Annotated in this window: 17 protein-coding genes and 2 tRNA genes; 9 read left to right on the plus strand and 10 right to left on the minus strand. The window is 64.7% G+C overall.

All coding sequences use genetic code 11. From position 1 onward, the window contains the following. Nucleotides 1–8 precede the first annotated feature (8 nt). On the minus strand, nt 9–548 hold the full coding sequence (locus Q0L48_RS05910) for a histidine phosphatase family protein (RefSeq protein ID WP_296718388.1): 540 nt from the start codon (nt 546–548) through the stop codon (nt 9–11). After that, nucleotides 545–3,184 carry an ATP-dependent DNA helicase gene (locus tag Q0L48_RS05915; protein WP_296718780.1) on the minus strand — a complete coding sequence of 880 codons (2,640 nt, stop codon included), beginning with the start codon at nt 3,182–3,184 and terminating at the stop codon, nt 545–547. The genes Q0L48_RS05910 and Q0L48_RS05915 overlap by 4 nt, the downstream gene beginning before the upstream one ends. Before the next feature lie 204 nt (nt 3,185–3,388). Here Q0L48_RS05915 and Q0L48_RS05920 point away from each other — a divergent pair, with 204 nt between their 5' ends. Next, nucleotides 3,389–5,008 carry a lysine--tRNA ligase gene (locus Q0L48_RS05920; protein WP_296718390.1) on the plus strand — a complete coding sequence of 540 codons (1,620 nt, stop codon included), beginning with the start codon at nt 3,389–3,391 and terminating at the stop codon, nt 5,006–5,008. Nucleotides 5,009–5,011: 3 nt separating this feature from the next. On the opposite strand, the gene Q0L48_RS05925 is transcribed toward Q0L48_RS05920, so the two are convergent. Together Q0L48_RS05925 and Q0L48_RS05930 are read right to left on the minus strand one after the other, a co-directional pair. Beyond that, nucleotides 5,012–5,680 carry a 2OG-Fe(II) oxygenase gene (locus Q0L48_RS05925; RefSeq protein WP_296718392.1) on the minus strand — a complete coding sequence of 223 codons (669 nt, stop codon included), beginning with the start codon at nt 5,678–5,680 and terminating at the stop codon, nt 5,012–5,014. A 72-nt stretch (nt 5,681–5,752) separates the two neighbouring features. Then, nucleotides 5,753–6,841 (minus strand): RcnB family protein, encoded by a 1,089-nt coding sequence (locus Q0L48_RS05930; protein ID WP_296718393.1) that lies wholly within the window; start codon nt 6,839–6,841, stop codon nt 5,753–5,755. A gap of 191 nt (nt 6,842–7,032) precedes the next feature. Here Q0L48_RS05930 and Q0L48_RS05935 point away from each other — a divergent pair, with 191 nt between their 5' ends. Next, nucleotides 7,033–7,614, plus strand: a complete 582-nt coding sequence (locus Q0L48_RS05935) for a pyridoxamine 5'-phosphate oxidase family protein (protein WP_296718394.1) — start codon at nt 7,033–7,035, stop codon at nt 7,612–7,614. 121 nt (nt 7,615–7,735) lie between these two features. Here the strand turns inward: Q0L48_RS05935 and Q0L48_RS05940 are convergent, their stop codons facing one another. Beyond that, nucleotides 7,736–8,278, minus strand: a complete 543-nt coding sequence (locus tag Q0L48_RS05940) for a GGDEF domain-containing protein (RefSeq protein WP_296718397.1) — start codon at nt 8,276–8,278, stop codon at nt 7,736–7,738. Nucleotides 8,279–8,396: 118 nt separating this feature from the next. Continuing rightward, on the minus strand, nt 8,397–10,070 hold the full coding sequence (gene ettA / locus Q0L48_RS05945; protein ID WP_296718400.1) for an energy-dependent translational throttle protein EttA: 1,674 nt from the start codon (nt 10,068–10,070) through the stop codon (nt 8,397–8,399). 120 nt (nt 10,071–10,190) lie between these two features. Here ettA and Q0L48_RS05950 point away from each other — a divergent pair, with 120 nt between their 5' ends. Beyond that, complete coding sequence (locus tag Q0L48_RS05950) at nt 10,191–11,603, plus strand: M28 family peptidase (protein WP_296718403.1); 1,413 nt, start codon at nt 10,191–10,193, stop codon at nt 11,601–11,603. A 233-nt stretch (nt 11,604–11,836) separates the two neighbouring features. Here the strand turns inward: Q0L48_RS05950 and Q0L48_RS05955 are convergent, their stop codons facing one another. Next, nucleotides 11,837–12,373 carry a hypothetical protein gene (locus tag Q0L48_RS05955; protein ID WP_296718404.1) on the minus strand — a complete coding sequence of 179 codons (537 nt, stop codon included), beginning with the start codon at nt 12,371–12,373 and terminating at the stop codon, nt 11,837–11,839. 316 nt (nt 12,374–12,689) lie between these two features. Here Q0L48_RS05955 and Q0L48_RS05960 point away from each other — a divergent pair, with 316 nt between their 5' ends. From Q0L48_RS05960 to Q0L48_RS05985, 6 genes are read left to right on the plus strand one after another with little or no spacing between them, the layout of a single operon-like run. Continuing rightward, on the plus strand, nt 12,690–12,947 hold the full coding sequence (locus tag Q0L48_RS05960; RefSeq protein ID WP_296718407.1) for a hypothetical protein: 258 nt from the start codon (nt 12,690–12,692) through the stop codon (nt 12,945–12,947). After that, nucleotides 12,944–13,381: a periplasmic heavy metal sensor gene (locus tag Q0L48_RS05965; RefSeq protein WP_296718409.1), complete on the plus strand. Its 438-nt coding sequence runs from the start codon at nt 12,944–12,946 to the stop codon at nt 13,379–13,381. The genes Q0L48_RS05960 and Q0L48_RS05965 overlap by 4 nt, the downstream gene beginning before the upstream one ends. Then, nucleotides 13,378–13,950 carry a sigma-70 family RNA polymerase sigma factor gene (locus Q0L48_RS05970; protein ID WP_296718411.1) on the plus strand — a complete coding sequence of 191 codons (573 nt, stop codon included), beginning with the start codon at nt 13,378–13,380 and terminating at the stop codon, nt 13,948–13,950. The genes Q0L48_RS05965 and Q0L48_RS05970 overlap by 4 nt, the downstream gene beginning before the upstream one ends. 5 nt (nt 13,951–13,955) lie before the next feature. Continuing rightward, entirely contained in the window at nt 13,956–15,680 is a 1,725-nt protein-coding gene (locus Q0L48_RS05975; RefSeq protein WP_296718414.1) for a copper resistance system multicopper oxidase, read from the plus strand. Then, the gene (locus tag Q0L48_RS05980; RefSeq protein WP_296718417.1) at nt 15,677–16,576 is read left to right on the plus strand and encodes a copper resistance protein B; all 900 of its coding nucleotides are present in this window, start codon (nt 15,677–15,679) and stop codon (nt 16,574–16,576) included. Before Q0L48_RS05975 ends, Q0L48_RS05980 begins: the two co-directional genes overlap by 4 nt. A gap of 22 nt (nt 16,577–16,598) precedes the next feature. Next, nucleotides 16,599–16,979 carry a copper resistance protein CopC gene (locus tag Q0L48_RS05985; RefSeq protein ID WP_296718420.1) on the plus strand — a complete coding sequence of 127 codons (381 nt, stop codon included), beginning with the start codon at nt 16,599–16,601 and terminating at the stop codon, nt 16,977–16,979. 65 nt (nt 16,980–17,044) lie between these two features. On the opposite strand, the gene Q0L48_RS05990 is transcribed toward Q0L48_RS05985, so the two are convergent. The 3 genes from Q0L48_RS05990 to Q0L48_RS06000 all read right to left on the minus strand — a co-directional run bounded on the left by Q0L48_RS05990 (nt 17,045) and on the right by Q0L48_RS06000 (nt 18,308). Beyond that, a tRNA-Pro gene (locus Q0L48_RS05990) sits at nt 17,045–17,121 on the minus strand. Nucleotides 17,122–17,148: 27 nt separating this feature from the next. Beyond that, a tRNA-Ile gene (locus tag Q0L48_RS05995) sits at nt 17,149–17,221 on the minus strand. Nucleotides 17,222–17,306: 85 nt separating this feature from the next. Further along, nucleotides 17,307–18,308: a polysaccharide deacetylase family protein gene (locus Q0L48_RS06000; protein ID WP_296718424.1), complete on the minus strand. Its 1,002-nt coding sequence runs from the start codon at nt 18,306–18,308 to the stop codon at nt 17,307–17,309. Nucleotides 18,309–18,316: the final 8 nt, after the last annotated feature.

The following is an 18,316-nucleotide window of genomic DNA, read 5'->3' on the forward strand; positions in this document are numbered from 1 at the left end:
GCCGGGGACTAGTTCTCCGGCCCCAACGCCGGATCAAGATCGCGCGGGCGGGCGAAATGCACCAGCCCCGCGCAGTACCGCTTCAATTGCGACCAGTGTTCGATATCGCATTCGAGCACGGCGAAGGCAGCGGTCGGAAACTTCACCACCGCCTCGCGGAACAGCTCGTTCTCCTTGCCGGGAGAGACCAGTTCCAGCAACACATCCTGCAAGCCGGGATTATGCCCGCTGATCAGGATTGCGTCCGCCTCGTCCGCGCCGGTTCCGGCATGGGCCTCGATCGTTTCCATGATCGTGTCGGCGCTGGCCAGATACAGCTTCTGGTCGAAGGTCGGCGCCATGTCGGGCAGCGCGGTTTCCAGCGTGGCCTTCACCCGCACCGCCGGACTGGCAATCAGCTTGTCCCATGCGACGCCATGATCGCGGATATGCGCGCCGATCAGCCGCGCGCCCTTGCGCCCGCGTGCGTTCAGGCCGCGGTCGAAATCGCGCTGGCTGGTATCGTCCCAGTCGGACTTGGCGTGGCGCAGGAGGCCAAGGATCTTCATGGCAGCAAGGCTCCTTGCGTGGGGAGGGACTGCATGCCCCCAACACCAGCGGCGACGCGTTGTAAAGCCTGATCGAGAGTCACGCGCAAGACCGGCGTGCCGGGCGGGAAGGCGGACAGCAATCGGCTGGGGAAGGCGGGCGAGAGGACGACGAAGTGCCCGGCATCGTCCTTGCTGCGGATCAGCCGCCCGAATGCCTGCGCCAGCCGGGCGCGGATTATGCGGTCATCATACTGGCTGCCACCGCCGGCCGCGCGGCGAGCCTTGTGGAGGATATCCGGGCGCGGCCACGGCACCTGTTCCAGCACCACGCAACGCAAGCTGTGGCCCGGCACGTCCACCCCGTCGCGCAGCGCGTCGGTGCCGAGCAGGCTGGCACGCGGATCATCGCGAAAGATGTCGACCAGCGTGCCGGTATCGATCGGATCGACGTGTTGGGCATAGACCGGGAGTCCTGCGCGGGCGAGCCGATCGGCAACCCGGCCATGCACGCTGCGCAACCGCCGGATCGCAGTGAACAGGCCCAGCACGCCGCCGCCGCTTGCCTCGATCAGCCGCGCATAAGCTCCGGCGAGCGCGGGCAGATCGCCCTTGGCCACATCGGTGACGATCAGCACCTCGGCGCGGGTGGCGTAATCGAACGGGCTTTCAGCCGCCGACAGCATCGGGGCGCCTTCGATATGCGCCGCGCCCGATCGCGCGATGGCGCTCGCCCAGACATCGTCGCTGCCAATGCTTTGGGCGCCGCGGTCGGTCAGCGTCGCACTGGTCAGCAGGACACCGTGCGCCGGTTCCAGCACCACGCGGGCAAACGGCTTCATCGGATCGAGCCAGCGGCGGTGGATCGCCACATCGAATTCGCGCGCGTCAGAGCGGTCGACCGCCAGCCAATCGACGAATTCGGGGTCAGCCGGGCCGCCGAGCCGGACGAGCAGCGATTCCCACGCCGCCACCAGATCGATCCGCCACGCCAACGCAAACCGCGCCCCTTCGATCCGCGCGCGGCCTTGCGCATCGAGCCAGTCGGGCGGATCGGCCAAGATCGCCTCCAGCCGTCCGCCCAGCCGGATCAGCGGCACGCGGATGCTGGCGAGCGCTTCGGCCGCAGCGCCCGCCGCCTCGATCACTTCGCCGGGTAGGCCCGAAGCCTCGGTCTCGATGCCGTATCCCGCATCGATTCCGCCGCTTTCGTCGCGGGCATAGGTCGCGGTGCGGACTGCCGCGAGCAGAGCTTCGACCGGGCCTAGGGGCGCGTTTTCATTGAGCCGCTGGAGCCACCCGTCCGACGGGAGCAACTGTCCGGCCTTGCAGGCAGCCGCGATGGCCTCTCCGCCCGCTTCGTCGTAACTCGCCAACTCGGCCAGCCGCGCGGCCAGACCGCGTCTGCGCCCGCGTGCCTCGCGCTCGGGGCCGATGATCCAGCGCCGGAGTTCGATCGCCTCCTGCCCAGATAATGTGGCGGCGAAGGTCGAATCCGCCGCGTCGAACACGTGGTGGCCTTCATCGAAGATCAGCCGCGTCGGCCGCGCCGCCGGATCCCGCGCGCGCGCGGCATTGACCATCACCAGCGCGTGATTGGCGATGACGAGATCGGCTTGCGCGCTGTCCCGCGCCGCACGTTCGATGAAGCATTTGCGGTAATGCGGGCAGCCGGCATAGATGCACTCTCCGCGCTGGTCGGTCAGCGCCGCGATCCCGCGCTTGCGGAACAAGGTGCCCAGCCAACCCGGCAGATCGCCGCCGATCATGTCGCCGTCGCGACTATAGCCGCCCCAGCGCGCCACCAGCTGCGCCAGTATCGCCGCGCGTCCGGCGAACCCGCCTTGCAGCGCGTCTTCGAGATTGAGCAAGCAGAGGTAATTTTCGCGCCCCTTGCGCACTACCACCGGGGGAGTGCCGTCGGCGCGCTTGGCAGGCCACGCCCTGCGGCTTTCGGCACGCAGTTGGCGTTGCAGGTTCTTGGTAAAGGTCGATACCCACACCGTTCCGCCCGATTCCCCCGCCCACAGCGAGGCAGGTGCGAGATAGCCCAGCGTCTTGCCGATCCCCGTACCCGCCTGCGCCAGCGCCAGATGCGGGCGGGCTTCGCGCGGGCGCGGTGCGAAGACGCGGGCGGCGTTCTGCGCATAATCGCGCTGGCCTTCGCGCTGTTCCGCGCTTTCGCCGGTGAGCCGCGCCAGTTGATCGGTCACCGCCTGCGGAGAGAGTTCGATCGGGCGCGGGGCAGGGCGCTCTCCTGCTTCTTCCCATTCAGGCAGGCGCGCGAACAGCCAGCGTTCGGCCCGTTCCGGCTTGGCGATATGCGGCTTCAGCACCTGCGCCCACGGCCAGCGCAGCCGCTCCAGCGATTGCAGTGCGCTCCATGCGCCTTCACGTTCGAACCATTCGGGATCGCGGCAGGCGGCGATCAGCGCTCCGGCGGCATGCTGGAGCAGGTCGGGCACGCCCGCGTCGCCTTCCGGCTGCGGCAGACCCAGCGCCTCGGCCAGCCCGCGCGGGGTTGGCACGCAGAAGCGGGCAGGGTGGACGAAGGCGAAGGCTTCGAGCAGATCGAGCCCGGAGAGGTCGGGATAGCCCAGTCGGCTCGCCACCAGCGGCGCGTTGAGCAGCAGCACCGGGGTATCGGCGGCGGCCATAATCGCATCGCCCTTGGACACGGCATTCGTTGGACCGCCACCGGCGCGCAGCCAGTGGCCGCCGTGGCTGGCGTGCAGCGCGGGCAAGTTCACGGGATCGGGGGAAGTGGCGGGGGAGGTCACGCAGCCCAAGATGGGCGAGGCGGGCGGGATTGTAAACGCACGCTTGCAAGCCTGTCCGCCATGCCTAATAGCCGCTGCGTCATGACGATAACCCAAGATGCACTCATCACCGCAGCCCGAACCTCCAAGGCCTGGCCGTTTCAGGAGGCGCAGCGCCTCGCCAAGCGGAGGCCGCAGGGCAAGGACGGCGGGGTGCTGTTTGAAACCGGTTATGGTCCGTCGGGCCTGCCGCATATCGGCACGTTTCAGGAAGTGCTGCGCACCACGCTCGTCCGGCGCGCTTACGAGGCGCTGACCGGCGGCGCACCGACACGGCTGGTGGCGTTTTCGGACGATATGGATGGGCTGCGCAAAGTGCCCGACAACGTGCCGAACCGCGAAATGCTGGCGCAGCACATGGGCAAGCCGCTGAGCCGCATCCCGAACCCGTTCGGCACGCCATACGAAAGTTTTGCCGCGCACAATAACGCGATGCTGCGCGATTTCCTCGACCAGTTCGGGTTTGAATATGAATTCGTCAGTTCGTCCGATTGCTACAATGGCGGCCGGTTCGATGATGCGCTGAAGGGCGTGCTGACCAATTTCGGCGCGATCATGGACATCATGCTGCCGACACTCGGCGAGGAACGGCGTCAGACCTATTCGCCGGTCATGCCCGTCTCGCCGACTACCGGCGCGGTGTTGCAGGTGCCGATCGAAGTCGTGGACGCCGCCGCCGGGATCATCCGCTTCACCGATGAGGATGGCAGCACGGTCGAGCAATCGGCGCTGGGCGGGATGGCCAAGTGCCAGTGGAAGGTCGATTGGGCGATGCGCTGGGTGGCGCTGGGCGTCGATTACGAGATGTACGGCAAGGATCTGACCGATTCCGGCATCCAGTCGGGCAAGATCGCCCGTGTGCTGGGCGGCCACAAGCCCGAAGGTCTGATCTACGAGCTGTTCCTGGATGCCAAGGGCGAGAAGATTTCCAAGTCCAAGGGCAATGGCCTGACGATCGACGAATGGCTGCAATATGGCAGCGAGGAAAGCCTCGGCTACTACATCTTCGCCAATCCCAAGAGCGCCAAGCAGCTGCACGCGGGCGTCATCCCCAAGGCCGTGGACGATTACTGGCAGTTCCGCAGCGCCTTGCCGGGGCAGGAAATTGACAAAAAGCTGGGCAACCCGGTGTGGCACTTGCTGCGCGCCAACCAGAGCCATGATGGCGCAGAGGCTCCGGGCGCGGGCGATGCGCTGCCGGTGCCGTTCAGCCTGCTGCTGAACCTGATCGGCGTGCTGGGTGCAGGCGCGACCCGCGAAGCGGTGTGGTCATACCTCGGCAATTATGTCGAAGATGCCGATCCGGCGGCGCATCCTGCGCTGGATGTGCTGGTGGACAAGGCGCTGGCATATAACCGCGATTTTGTCGCCCCGACACTGGCCAAGCGTGCGCCTGCGGGCGGCGAAGTGGCGGCATTGCAGGCGCTCGATACGGCGCTTGCGGCAGCCGATCCGGCCACCGGTGCCGAGGATTTGCAGACCATCATCTATGAAATCGGCAAGCAGGAGGAATTCGGGTTCGAATCCTTACGCGATTGGTTCAAGGCGCTTTACGAAACCCTGCTGGGCAGCGAGCAAGGCCCGCGCATGGGCAGCTTCATCGCCCTGTATGGCATCGCGCCGACCCGTCAGCTGATCGCCGAGGCGTTGGCCAAGGCATAGTGCCTACCGCCACTGACGGGTGCGATACCACTTGGTGATGACGTATTTTGCACCATTCAGCACCGGCATTCCGGCATGCATCGTGGCTTCGTTGGGGCGGCCATCGGGCAGGGCGTTGTTCCAGATCAGCAGCACCCCGGGCTTGGGTTCGATCTCGAAGCCGAGTTCGGTGAAGTGCGTGCCGCCCCCCGCTTCGACCGGGTTGAGATAGGCCATCGTCGTCCAGCTGCGCTGCCCGCCGCGCGCTTCTTCGAGCTGCCAGTATTTCTCGGAAGTGTAGAACCAGTCATTATGCGGCTGGAACTGCTGCCCGGGCAGATAGCGCTGGCCCTGTACCGGTTCGCCGGTCGCCGGATCCAGACCCATCAGATCATCGATCCGCCGCGAAATCCCCTTCACGAAACTTTCGTGCGGGTCGAGATCGCCTGAATAGGATGTTCGAAACCCGCTCGCATAGTCGAGTTCGTGGAGCGAGGAGGGGCGCGCGACATCGTCGATCATCGCGCACAGCTTTTCGCATTCGGTCAGGCTGAGGAAATCGCCGACCGCGAACAGTTCCACACGGTCGTTCTCGATCCGGTAGACGCCGGGATCGGCAGCAAGCCGTTCGCGCACGGCGGCACCGACACGGACGAGGGCTTGCTGGTCGGGGACATGATCGGCGGCGGTCATATAACCGCTGTTAGCAAGCGAGGCGCGCGGTGCAAGCGGCAGAACCGCATTGCACCGCGCGCCCGGCAGTGTTTACCAGAAGAAGTCGTTGATCACGTCGACCACTTCGCCGGTGTAGATATCGACCAGCAGCACATCATCGTAATAGCGCACCCACTGGTAAGGGCCGTAGACCGGGGGCAGACGATAATCCCACGGATCGTTGATGAAGAACCGCGGCTGGAAGAACAGGCTATCGAGGAAGAACCCGGTCTGCAGGCGGCTGTAACGGTGCGACCGGAACGGCGCGAAATACGGGCCGGGGCGATAGTGGAAGCGGTTGGCCCGGCGAAAGTCTACCCAGTCGAACCGCTGATTGCCGCGCCAGCCGCGATCCCAGTGGCGGAAATCGCGATTGTCCCAGCCATTGCGGCCGCGGTAGCTGTGGCGCCAGTCGTCGCGGCGCCAGTTGCGCTGATCCCGGCGGAAGTCACGGCGGTCCGCGCGCGACTTGTCACGGCGGCCATCGCGCCAATTGTCGCGCCGACCATCGCGCCAGCCGTCGCGGCGATCGATCCGTCCGGCGCGAACATCGCCGCGCTGTTCGACGCGGATCGCCCGGCGATCACCGCGATTTTCGATCCGGTCAGCCCGGCGATCGCTGCGGCGTTCGACGCGGTCTGCCGCTCCATTGCGGCCCTGCCAGTCGAGGCGGTCTGCGCGGCGCTCTCCGCGACGCTCGACGTTCTCGGCCCGCCGTTCGCTGCGGCGGTCGATCCCATCCGCGCGGCGTTCGCTGCGGCGGTCGATGCGCTCGGCACGCTGATTCTGCTGGGCACGTTCGGCACGGCGGACGACATCGGAGCCAAAGCCGCCGCGATCAGGAGCGCGGCGGGCGCGTTCCGGACGCTCGGCACGGCGTTCGACCTGGCGCTCGGCGCGGCGTTCTGCTCGACGTTCGGCTCGGGGAGGAGCCTGGCGTTCGACCCGACGCTCCGCGCGACGTTCCGCGCGCGGCTGTGCCCGGCGTTCGGCGCGCTGTATCGCAGGGCCACCGCTCTCTTCGGGCTGAAATTGCAAGCGAACAGGCACATCCTGCGCGGAGGCGGGTGTGAGTGGGAGAATAAATACCAGGGCGAGTGCCGAAAGCGCAACGCCCCTGTCGATCAGGGTCTTGGACATCATTGCCTCCAGTGTCGCCCGCCCACCACAAGCGGCTTGTTAAGGGGTTATTGATACCCCGCGCAAACTGTCGCTGCCCTGAACCGGATCATCGATATTCAGAAAAATAGCTAATTTGATGAATAAATGATTCTGGTTTTCGCGGACTGCCCTTGACGTGTCCGGCACCGGGACCGAAGGCGCAAGGTACCATGTTCGAACAGCTCGAAGAAATCCGTACAGACTGCGCCAACCGCCTGATCCGCGCGGCGCGCGACCGCAAATCGCCGATGCACAGCCCGGTCATCGTCACCGCCGATGTGGATGCGCGGGTGATGGTGCTGCGCGCCTTCGAGGCCGACGCATGGCGATTGCGGCTCCATACCGACGCCCGCGCGCCGAAAGCCCGGATGATTTGCGCCGATCCGCGGGTTGCTGCTGTGTTCTACGACAAGGCGACAAAGATCCAGATCCGCGTGCGCGGCACGGGACGGATCGAAACGCATGGGCCGGTGGCCGATGCGGCCTGGGCGGCGAGTAACAATTTTGCGCGACGCTGCTATCTGGGCGAGGGGCCGGGTGCGGTATCCGACCGCGCCACATCGGGCCTGCCGCCCGAATTCGAAGGCGTGGAGCCGGACGACGCACAGGTCATTCCTGCGCGCGAGAATTTCGCGGTGTTGCTGATCGACATCGCCGAGGTGGACTGGCTGTATCTGGCGCATACCGGACATATCCGGGCGCAATTCACCCGCACGGGGGAAAGCTGGTCGTCGCGCTGGGTCGCGCCCTGATTTTACCCTGATTGCGAAGGATCAGGCGGCTTCGGCGGAACGCTTCGGAGCCGGCAGGAAGATCACCTCTTCGATGTCGCTCGCGGCCACGATGTGATCCGCACCCGCCATCTGTGCCGCTTCAAGCGCAGCCAGCGCGCGCGACGAGCGTTTTGCTGCTGTCCGAAGCCGAACCTGCCGCAACCCCGAAGCTGGCGGTGAACGCATTATTGCTGCCAAACAGCGGTAGCTTCGCCTGCGCCAGAGCGCGGCGCAGGCGGTCGGCCACGCCTTTGGCGGCGCTCTCGTCCGCACCGGGCATCACGATGGTGAAACCGTCGCCTTGCGCGCTGATGAAATTGTCATCCGACCGGATGCTGGCTTTCATAACCGCAGCGACATTGCCGAGGAACTGCTCGCGGGCTTGGAAATCCCAGCCGGCGCGCAGAGCGGCAATCTGATCGATCCGGCCATGCAGCACCGCCTGTGCAGGAGCCCGGCTGGCGATGCGGCGATTAGCGCTGTCGATGACGTTTTCGAGAACCGATCGGGCGAACAGACCCGATAGCGGATCCGGGGCGCTGTTTTGCATGCCCCTTTGCCGCTTCTGCCCGATCACAGCGCCCAGAACGAGCGCGACCAACCATGCTGCCATCGCCGCTTCAAGCGACACTTCGATCCCCATGACCACGCCCCTGTCATCCCTGTGCGACCCTGTTGTCGCAGTAGAGAGTGACGCAGTCTGGTTAAGAGATGGTAAAGGTGCGGCGGGCGCAAGTAAAAACGCCCGCCGTTTCCTGTTCTTAGCGGCTCAGCTTCTTGTAAGCCAAGCGTGTCGGGCGGTCGGCAGCATCACCCAAACGGCGACGCTTGTCTTCCTCGTAGGCTTCGAAATTGCCTTCGAACCATTCGACATGGCTGTTGCCTTCGAACGCGAGAATGTGGGTGGCCAGACGATCGAGGAAGAAGCGATCGTGGCTGATGACCACGGCGCAGCCCGCGAAGTTTTCGATCGCATCTTCAAGCGCGCCCAGCGTTTCAACGTCGAGATCGTTGGTCGGTTCGTCCAGCAGCAGAACGTTGCCGCCCTGCTTCAGCATCTTGGCCATGTGCACGCGGTTGCGCTCACCGCCCGAAAGCTTGCCGACGTTCTTCTGCTGGTCCGCGCCCTTGAAGTTGAACGCACCGACATAGGCGCGGGTCGAGGTTTCCTGCTTGTTGACGGTCATGTAATCCAGCCCGTCGGAAATCTCCTGCCACACGTTGTTGGCGGGGTTCAGGTGATCGCGGCTCTGGTCGACATAGCCGAGATGGACGGTGCTGCCGATCTCGATCGTGCCGCTGTCGGGCTGTTCCTTGCCGGTCAGGATCTTGAACAGCGTCGATTTGCCCGCGCCGTTCGGCCCGATCACGCCGACGATCCCGCCCGGCGGGAGGATGAACGAGAGGTTCTCGAACAACAGCTTGTCGCCGTAGGCCTTGGTGATGTTCTTGGCCTCGATCACCTTGCCGCCGAGGCGTTCGGGCACCTGAATGACGATCTGCGCCTTGCCGAGCGAACGGTTATCCTGCGCGTTCTGCAATTCCTCGAACTTGCGGACACGCGCCTTCGACTTGGTCTGGCGCGCGGCAGGGGTCTGCCGGATCCATTCCAGTTCGCGCTGCAGCGCCTTCTGCTTGCCGGATTCCTCGCGGCTTTCCTGCTCGAGCCGCTTGGCCTTCTTTTCGAGATAAGTCGAATAGTTGCCTTCGTAGGGATAGTAGCTGCCCCGGTCGAGTTCGAGGATCCATTCCACCACGTTATCAAGGAAATAGCGATCGTGGGTGATCATCAGCACCGCGCCGGCATATTCCTTGAGGTGGTTTTCCAGCCACTGCACGCTTTCGGCGTCGAGGTGGTTGGTCGGTTCGTCCAGCAGCAGGATCGAAGGCTTCTGGATCAGCAGCCGGGTCAGCGCGACGCGGCGCTTTTCGCCGCCGGACAGGCTTTCCACCGCCCAATCGCCTGGCGGGCAGCGCAGGGCTTCCATCGCCACTTCGAGCTGGTTGTCGAGCGTCCAGCCGTCGACCGCGTCGATCTTGTCCTGGAGGTCGCTCATCTCCGCGCCCAGTGCATCGAAATCGGCGCCGTCTTCGCCCATTTCGATGCCGATCGCGTTGAAGCGGTCGACCATGTCGGCAATGCCGCGCGCGCCGTCCTTGACGTTTTCGAGCACGGTCTTGCTGTTATCCAGCTCCGGCTCCTGCTCAAGGTATCCAACCGTGATGTTCTCGCCCGGCCATGCTTCGCCGGTGAAATCCTTGTCGATCCCGGCCATGATCTTGATCAGGGTCGATTTGCCCGCGCCATTGGGGCCGACGATGCCGATCTTCGCACCCTGATAGAACTGGAGCGAGATGTTGGAGAGCACCGGCTTCTGCGCACCGGGGAAAGTCTTGGTCATGTCCTTCATGACGAAGGCGTATTGGGCGGCCATCGGATTGGTCCTTTGCGGGATCGGTAACGGGGTACGGAGGTTTGGCTGCGCAGATAGGGAAGGGGAGAGGCGAGGGCAAGCGGCTAGACTTGGGGGAGGCCCGGCGATAGCAACGCAGGCATGAACCGCACCATGACCGCGCTTGCCGCACTTTCGCTCGCCTTCCTCTCCACGACTGCCATTGGTCAAACCCCCGCGCTCGACGCGGCGGCGGGTTCCGCGCTGGAAGGCGATTCCCGCGCGTGGGATTTCGTCGAGGGGCTGACCACCGAGGTCGGCCCGCGTCAGGCCGGAACCGAGGCCGAGGCACGCGGGCGGGCTTGGGCGATGGCGTGGCTGAAGGCGAATGGTTTCGCCAATGTCGCGGATGAGCCGTTCATCATGGACACCTGGGTGCCCGGTGACACCGCCCGCGCCCGCGTGACCGCGCCATTCGCGCAGGATCTGGTGGTGCTGCCGCTCGGCAATTCGGCCGCAACGCCTGCGGGCGGGATCGAGGGCGAAGTGGTGTTCTTCCGCACGGTCGATGATCTGCGCGCCGCGCCTGCGGGAAGCCTGACGGGCAAGATCGCCTATATCAGCCACCAGATGCGCCCCGCACAGGACGGTTCGCACTACGGCTTTGCCGGGCCTGCGCGCTGGGTCGGCCCCGGCATCGCGGCCAGCAAGGGGGCGATCGGCGCGGTGATCAAGTCGGTCGGCACCGATCACCACCGCAACCCGCACACCGGCGGCACCAGCTTCCCCGAAGGCGTGGACGCGATCCCGGCAGGCGCGCTGAGCCTGCCCGATGCGGAGAACCTCGAACGCATGTTTGCGCGCGTTGGGGACCGTCCGCTTACTCTCAAGCTGGAGATGAACCCGCGCCAGATCGGCCAGACCCAAAGCGGCAACGTGGTGGGCGAGATCGTGGGGCGCAATCCGTCGCTCCCGCCGGTGCTGCTCGCTTGCCATATCGACAGCTGGTGGAATGCGCCCGGCGCGTTCGACGATGGCGCGGGCTGTGGCATCATTGCGGCAGCTGCACTTAACGCGGCCGAGGCGGGGCAGCCGCTGCGCACGATCCGCGTGTTGATGGCGGGCGCGGAGGAAACCGGGCTGTGGGGCAGCAGGGCCTATAGCACGGCGCATTTGGACGAGCCGATTGCCGTCGGTCTGGAAAGCGATTTCGGTGCCGACCGCATCTGGCGCTTTGATTCGAACTTCCGCGAGACCAACCCCGCGCTGCACAAGCGCATCGCCGCCGCAGTTGCGCGGTTCGGCGTGTCGAGCGGCAGCGATGTCGCCACCGGCGGCGCTGATCTCAACATCGTGCGTGACCAGAAGGGCGCCCTGGTCGATCTGCAACAGGACGGCACCCGCTATTTCGACCTGCACCACACGCCCGACGATACGCTCGACAAGATCGACAAGGCCCAGCTGCGGCAGAATGTCGCGGTGTGGACGATGGTGGTCGGCATTCTGGCGAACGAGGGGGCGTCGATCCAGACCGGCGGCCCGATCCCCTCGGCTCCGGCAATAATGCGGGACTAGGTCGCGGTAACTGCACCGCCGCGATCTGTCGGCTGGTTTCGTCGTGATTGAGGCGGGCTGTGCCGATGTCGGCGCCCTGCAGGCGCTGGATTGCGCGATTATCGATCGGGGCCAATCGGCTGGCGTGGGCTAGGGCGGGCGACAAGCCTATCAGACCGCCGATGAGCCGCATGTCGGTTTTCAGGCGCTCCGCGGTCTAATGCGAACGGCCGAAAGTGGTCGGGAACCGGTCATCATTGGTCGGTAGTTGGAGCTTCTGGACACGTCCCTTCGGCAACTGCCAGCCTCACTATCTCACGTCTATTGTGACGCTCAGTCTCGACAAAGCTGACGCGAACTTTTGAATTGGAATGCACGGCTCCGCCACGCGGTTCGACTAGGTGATATCCGCTACGAACTTCGCCTGCCCCGTAAGTGAACTCGGTTCCATTAACGCTCCAGCGCTCGTCGGTCGGCATATTCCGCGACGAGTTACGAGATCCTGGCTTGAAGTAATCGAGGCAGCCTTCGATTGTGGTGAATTGCCCACTTTCCACCAAAGATCGTAGACGAGAGGTTTTCTCGATCTCTTTTGAGGTCATTAAAGCGGAAAAGCCCATAAAAAATACAGAAAAGGCAGACATTGCATGCCAATAGGTAAACCGATGACGCAATAGAATCGCAGCTATTAAAAGCGCAATGCCGATCATAAAGAACAGAGCGTAGAAAGAGTATGCTGGCTCGATCTTTTCTGGATTGGAAATAAGGTCGAAAACGACACGGAAGTCCATTGTTTTCACCCAAGAGTTTAGGATTGGCACCTCATGCCACATCGATGCGCTGGCAGCTATGGGCCGCAAGCGGAATGACCGCTAACAGAAACTAGGCCGCAATAACTGCCCATCCGCCTTCGCGCGACCTGCCCGGGACCGGCAACAACTGAATTGCCCGGCAAGTGACTGGCGACTTTTCCGCCGTGAATTCACCCCAGCGCCCAAGCTCGGAAATTTCGTTGTCTTGACTGCCTGCGTAATCAGCCGACAAGCCTGCATCCGCGATAAGGGGTAACCTGCCCGCATGCGTATAGCCTGTGACAGGAGAAGTATGATGGATCTCGACGAAAATTTCGCGCGGCTCGCTGCTGTCTCCGTGCCCGACTTGTCGGCAATCGACGGGGCTGCGCTCGCCGCACGGGCGCGGGTCGAGGTGCGCCAGTCGCGCGGGGCGCTGGGGGCGGCGATGATCGCTGCGCTTGGCATCGGCGTGGTCGCCGGATTGCAGGTCCCGGCGCAGGCGGAAACATCGCTCGTCGCCTTCGGCCCGGCACCGTCGCTGACGCCGCTGATCGCGTTGGGGCAGGAATGACTCTGCGCCGCCTGTTGATCGCCGCCGTCGCGGTCGTCGCGCTCGCGCTGGTGGGCGTCTGGATCGGACGAATGATGCAGCCCGACACGCATCACAGCGGGGCCGGGTTGCATGCTCTGATGCATGACGAACTCGATCTCGATCCGGCGCAGGAGCGATCGCTCGACGTGCTCGAACGCGAATTCGCCGCCCAGCGCCAAGCGTTGGAGGCGCGTCTCAAAGCCGACAACGCCCGGCTTGCCGAGGCGATTGCCGCCGAGCACGAATATGGTCCGAGCGTATCGGCAGCCGTTGATGCCACCCACATGGCGATGGGCGATCTGCAGAAGGCGACGCTCGAACACATCTTCGCGATGCGGGCGATCCTGCGTGCCGACCAGCAGGCGAAGTTCGACGCGGCCGTCGCCGAGAGCCTCGCGCAAGCCGGCAAGTGAACGACGAAAATCCGGACGCAGCGCTGGTGCGCGGAGCGCTGGCTGATGAGGCGCAGGCGGCGCGCGCTCTGGTGGAGCGGCACCGCGAAGCCATTTACCGGCTGGCGCGCACAGCAACCGGCGATGCCGAAGAGGCGTTCGACATTACGCAGGACACATTCATCGCAGCCTTCGGCGCGCTATCACGCTACGATCCGGCGCGCCCGTTTCGCGGGTGGATTGCCGCAATCGCGCTCAACAAATGCCGCGACCGGGCGCGGCGGCGGGCGGTGCGGCGGTTCCTCGGCCTGCCGATGCCCGACAATGCGGCAGAGTGGATCGCCGACGATGCGCCCTCGCCCGAAGCGCAGGCAGCCAGCCGTGAAGAGCTTGCCACGACTGCCCGCGCGATTGCCGAGCTGCCTTCCGCGCTCAAGGACGTGCTGATCCTGCGCACTATCGAAGGCATGAGCCAGCAGGAGACGGCAGACTCACTGGGCATCAGCGCCAAGGCGGTCGAGACGCGGCTTTACCGGGCGCGGCAGAAACTGACACAGATGGTGAGGGGTGATCCGCGCCCCCGCGTATAGAAGGCATGACCGCACCGCTCGTCACCCGCCGCCGCCTGCTTGCCGGAGCAGGCGCCGCTTCCGCCTTTGCCGCGCTGCCCGCCTGGGCGCAGGGACATTCGCTGCACCGCATGAAGGGCGGTGCGCCGATCCGTGCGGGTTTTGACGAGGTCTCGGGCGCGGTGATCGATCTTGCGGTGGGTCACGGCCCGCGCGTGGTGCAAGGGCGCAAGGGACATGGCGTGGCCGTCAACGGATCGGTGCCGGGACCGCTGGTGCGCTTGAAGGAAGGCACCAACGTTCGCCTCAATGTCACCAACCATTTGGCCGAGGACACCTCGATCCACTGGCACGGTCTGCTGGTGCCGTTTCACATGGACGGGGTGCCGGGGATCAGCTTTCCCGGTATCCATCCGGGTCAGACCTTCAGCTACGAATTCCCCGTCAGGCAGGCTGGCACCTACTGGTATCACAGCCATTCCGGGCTTCAGGAACAGCAAGGGCATTATGGTCCGCTGATTATCGATCCGGTGGGCGACGAACCGGTGGAGTATGACCGCGACTACATCCTGCTGCTGAGCGAGTTTACCCCGCTGCACCCGCACAAAATCATGGACCGCCTGCGAACGGGAGAAGGCTATTTCAACTACCAGCAGACCAGCTGGGCCGATAATTATCCGCTATCCGCAGAAGACCGCCGGATGTGGGCGCAAATGCGGATGCCCGCCACCGACATCGCCGATGTGACGGGATCGACCTACACCTACCTCGCCAACGGGCATGGGCCGAAGGAGGGGTTGGAATACCTCTTCAATCCGGGCGAGCGCATCCGGCTGCGCATCATCAACGGTTCGGCCATGACCTTCTTCAACCTGCGCATCCCCGGGCTGCCGATGACGGTGATCGCTGCCGATGGCCAGAACGTGAAGCCGGTGGAAGTCGATGAATTCCAGATCGGCACGGCGGAAACCTACGACATCATTATTGAGCCGCGCGCCGAAGCCTACACCATCGTCGCGGAAAGCATGGACCGTTCCGGAATGGCGCTCGCCACGCTCGCCAGCCGCCCCGGCGCGCGCGCGCCCATCCCGCCGCCAAGGAAGCCCCCGCTGCTCGACATGGGCGACATGGGGATGAACCACGGCGATATGGGGGGCGATATGGGCGGTGGTCACTCGATGGACGGGATGAGCATGCGCGACACGCTGCTGCTGCCTCCCGATGTGAAGGTGGGGCCGGGGATCGACATGGTTTCGATGGCGCCGGTGGACAAGCTGGGCGATCCCGGCCTCGGCCTGCGCGATGTCGAGCACCGGGTGCTGAATTACCGGATGCTGTCTGCGCGGGAGCCCAACCGCGACACCCGCACGCCTTCGCGCCTGCTGGAGCTGCACCTTACCGGCAACATGGAACGCTATATGTGGTCATTCGATGGCGAGATGTATTCCGCCGTCAGCGATGTGCCGATCCGCTTCGCATGGAACGAGCGGGTGCGGGTCAAGCTCGTCAACAACACCATGATGGCGCACCCGATCCACCTGCACGGGATGTTCTTCGAGCTGGTCAACGGCAATGACGCCGCCCACCAGCCGCGCAAGAACGTTGTGATCGTCCAGCCGGGCGCCAGCGCCCAGTTCGACCTGACTGCCAATGAGCCCGGCGATTGGGCGTTTCATTGCCACCTGCTTTACCACATGCATGGCGGGATGATGCAGACGGTCACGGTGGTGAGGCCGGAGAGCGGGGCATGAAGGTCGCCCTTGGCCTGATAGTGCTGACGGCTGCCGCGCCGCTCGCCGCCCAGCACGAGCATCACGCCATGCCCGCGCCCGCGTCCGCGCAAGACCCGCATGCCGGGCACGACATGGGTCAGATGGAAAAGCCCGCGTCTCCCGGCCCGACGATGGAAACCCCGCCGCCGCCCGCTGCCGGCAGTGGCCCGCCGCGCGCTGCCGATGCGATCTGGGGCGCAGACGCGATGGCGGCATCACGCGATGATCTGCGCCGCACCCACGGCGATTTCCCGGTGTTCTGGTTTCAGGGCGATCGGCTGGAAACACAGGTGCGGCAGGGCGAAAACCTCTACCTGTGGGACATTCAGGGCTATTACGGCGGCCCCACCCAACGGCTCTGGTTCAAGAGCGAAGGCGAAGGCACGTTCGGCGAAAACCCCGAGGATGCCGAAGTGCAGGCGCTCTACGCCAAGGCCGTCGCGCCGTTCTGGGACGTGCAGGCGGGCATCCGCCACGATATCGGCGGGCCGGACACCACCCATGCGGTGATCGGCGTGCAGGGCCTCGCGCCCTATCTGTTCGAGATCGACACCGCGCTGTTCGTCTCTCATCGCGGCGACATCACGGCTCGGATCGAGGCGGAGATCGACCAACGCGTCACCCAGCGGCTTATCCTCCAGCCACGGATGGAAGCCAATCTGTCGGCGCAGGACATTCCGGTGCTGGGCATTGGCGCGGGCCTCGACCAGATCGAAGTCGGCGCACGGCTGCGCTATGAAATCAGGCGCGAATTCGCCCCCTATGTGGGGATCGAGCAATCATGGCGCACGGGCAGAGGTGCAGACCTCGCCCGCGCGCGCGGCGAAGATCCCTCCGCCACCAGCTTTGTTGCCGGTATCCGGTTCTGGTTTTGATCAACACGAAGGACATACCCCGATGCGCATCCCCGCCTTCCTCGCCGCCCTTGCCATGTCGGCGCTCGCCCCAGCGGCGCTTTCGGCCCATGTTCAGCTGGCTGCTTCGACCCCCGCAGCAGGCGCCGAGGCCAAGGCGCCCAAGCAGATTACCCTGACCTTCAGCCAGCCCGTCGATCCTGCAACCGCAGCGGCCAGCATTGTGATGACCGCGATGCCGGGCATGGCGAACCACGGCGAAATGCAAATCCGCAACTTTACCGCAAACTGGTCGGATGAAGGCAAGACCATGACGCTCGCACTCAGGAAAGCACTGCCCGCCGGCACCTACGAAGTGCGCTGGCAAGCCGCCGCCGCCGACGGGCATGGCATGAGCGGTACTTTAGTTTTCGACGTGAAGTGAGCGGAGTTGGCGCAGCCCGCAGTGCTTTTGCCGAGGATCCTGGAAAGCGTTCGATTTCAATGAAGTGGTCGGGGAGACAGGATTCGAACCTGCGACCCTCTGGTCCCAAACCAGATGCGCTACCAGGCTGCGCTACTCCCCGACACTTCATTCACCTCGCCCCGCCCGGTGGGCCCGGCAGGATTCGAACCCGCGACCTAGCCGTTATGAGCGGCCAGCTCTAACCGCTGAGCTACAGGCCCGTATGCCGGAGCCGGAGACAGGGCGATCGGGTGCCCCTACTCCGGAGCTGTCGCGGAAACAAGCGGCGATGCACGCCGCGCATATTCAACCGCCACTTGCAGCGATAATGTCTGCCACGGTGCAACTGCGCACGCCGCGCCGGTGAAGCGCGGTATAGACCTGTTCGAACCAGTCGTAGAGCGCTTCGACGTTATCCTCGGTGACGGAATAGGGGGTATGGCCGGGGGCGAGGGTAGGGCTGTGAAACGACAGCACCAGCACCGGCAACCCGGTGTCGAGCGCGATGTCGATCCCGCGCAAAGCCTCTTTGATCGACACTTTTTCAGGCGTCAGCGCAATCCGTTCGAGCAGACCGAGGCGCGACAACGCCCCCATCGCGCGCGGAAGGCGTTCACCCACCTGCTGCAGCTGGCGCCCGACGTTATGCAACAGCCCAGAATACACGCTGGTGACCGGCAGTTCGAGCAGCTCACGCTCTTTGTCGACCCAATAGGGTGCCAAGGGGTGCCTTGTGTAATCCGGCCCGTCCTGACTGCTGTAATCGAACAGCGTTCGCACCGAGGTATCGATCCGGATTCCTGCCGATTTCAGCAATGCGGCGGTGTTCGGGCCCAGTCCATAACGTCCCGCGCGATAGATCAACGGCGGGGTGCCGAAGGCCCGCTCGATCCCATCGCACAGGGCCATCAGCTTGGCCGCTTCAAGCGCCTGCGGCAGGTTGCCTGCAAAGGAATTGCGGACGCAAAGCTCCTCGTCGAACGGCGGATTGACCCACGGATGCAATTGCGCGCCGACGTCGGCGGTGCCGCGCCTTACCGCATCACCGATAATCTCCACCGCGCGGGCGTCATTGGCGATCGGCCAATCGACCAGATAGACCGGGTGCGCGCCGATCTTCTCGCAAAAGCTCTGGAATCGCGGGATCGCGGTGACGTGCGAAAGGCCGTATCCGTCGCGGCGGAACGGGGCGCCCCAGTCGAATTCCTCTTCGGTATCGATTGTCAGCAGAACGCGTTGGCCGAATTCGGGGCCGAGCCGCGCCGAAGCACTCGCCAAGGGCGGCTCCAGCATCGAAACTCTTGCCATGGACCTGT

The organism is Erythrobacter sp. (genome assembly GCF_024305245.1).
In the GTDB taxonomy this organism is placed as follows: Bacteria; Pseudomonadota; Alphaproteobacteria; order Sphingomonadales; family Sphingomonadaceae; genus Erythrobacter.

Excerpts from the sequence above, each read along its gene's own strand:
- Q0L48_RS05910 (WP_296718388.1), bottom strand. The coding sequence starts at position 548 with ATGAAGATCCTTGGCCTCCTGCGCCACGCCAAGTCCGACTGGGACGAT.
- Q0L48_RS05915 (WP_296718780.1), bottom strand. The coding sequence starts at position 3,184 with ATGGCCGCCGCCGATACCCCGGTGCTGCTGCTCAACGCGCCGCTGGTG.
- Q0L48_RS05920 (WP_296718390.1), top strand. The coding sequence starts at position 3,389 with ATGACGATAACCCAAGATGCACTCATCACCGCAGCCCGAACCTCCAAG.
- Q0L48_RS05925 (WP_296718392.1), bottom strand. The coding sequence starts at position 5,680 with ATGACCGCCGCCGATCATGTCCCCGACCAGCAAGCCCTCGTCCGTGTC.
- Q0L48_RS05930 (WP_296718393.1), bottom strand. The coding sequence starts at position 6,841 with ATGTCCAAGACCCTGATCGACAGGGGCGTTGCGCTTTCGGCACTCGCC.
- Q0L48_RS05935 (WP_296718394.1), top strand. The coding sequence starts at position 7,033 with ATGTTCGAACAGCTCGAAGAAATCCGTACAGACTGCGCCAACCGCCTG.
- Q0L48_RS05940 (WP_296718397.1), bottom strand. The coding sequence starts at position 8,278 with ATGGGGATCGAAGTGTCGCTTGAAGCGGCGATGGCAGCATGGTTGGTC.
- ettA (WP_296718400.1), bottom strand. The coding sequence starts at position 10,070 with ATGGCCGCCCAATACGCCTTCGTCATGAAGGACATGACCAAGACTTTC.
- Q0L48_RS05950 (WP_296718403.1), top strand. The coding sequence starts at position 10,191 with ATGAACCGCACCATGACCGCGCTTGCCGCACTTTCGCTCGCCTTCCTC.
- Q0L48_RS05955 (WP_296718404.1), bottom strand. The coding sequence starts at position 12,373 with ATGGACTTCCGTGTCGTTTTCGACCTTATTTCCAATCCAGAAAAGATC.
- Q0L48_RS05960 (WP_296718407.1), top strand. The coding sequence starts at position 12,690 with ATGGATCTCGACGAAAATTTCGCGCGGCTCGCTGCTGTCTCCGTGCCC.
- Q0L48_RS05965 (WP_296718409.1), top strand. The coding sequence starts at position 12,944 with ATGACTCTGCGCCGCCTGTTGATCGCCGCCGTCGCGGTCGTCGCGCTC.
- Q0L48_RS05975 (WP_296718414.1), top strand. The coding sequence starts at position 13,956 with ATGACCGCACCGCTCGTCACCCGCCGCCGCCTGCTTGCCGGAGCAGGC.
- Q0L48_RS05980 (WP_296718417.1), top strand. The coding sequence starts at position 15,677 with ATGAAGGTCGCCCTTGGCCTGATAGTGCTGACGGCTGCCGCGCCGCTC.
- Q0L48_RS05985 (WP_296718420.1), top strand. The coding sequence starts at position 16,599 with ATGCGCATCCCCGCCTTCCTCGCCGCCCTTGCCATGTCGGCGCTCGCC.
- Q0L48_RS06000 (WP_296718424.1), bottom strand. The coding sequence starts at position 18,308 with ATGGCAAGAGTTTCGATGCTGGAGCCGCCCTTGGCGAGTGCTTCGGCG.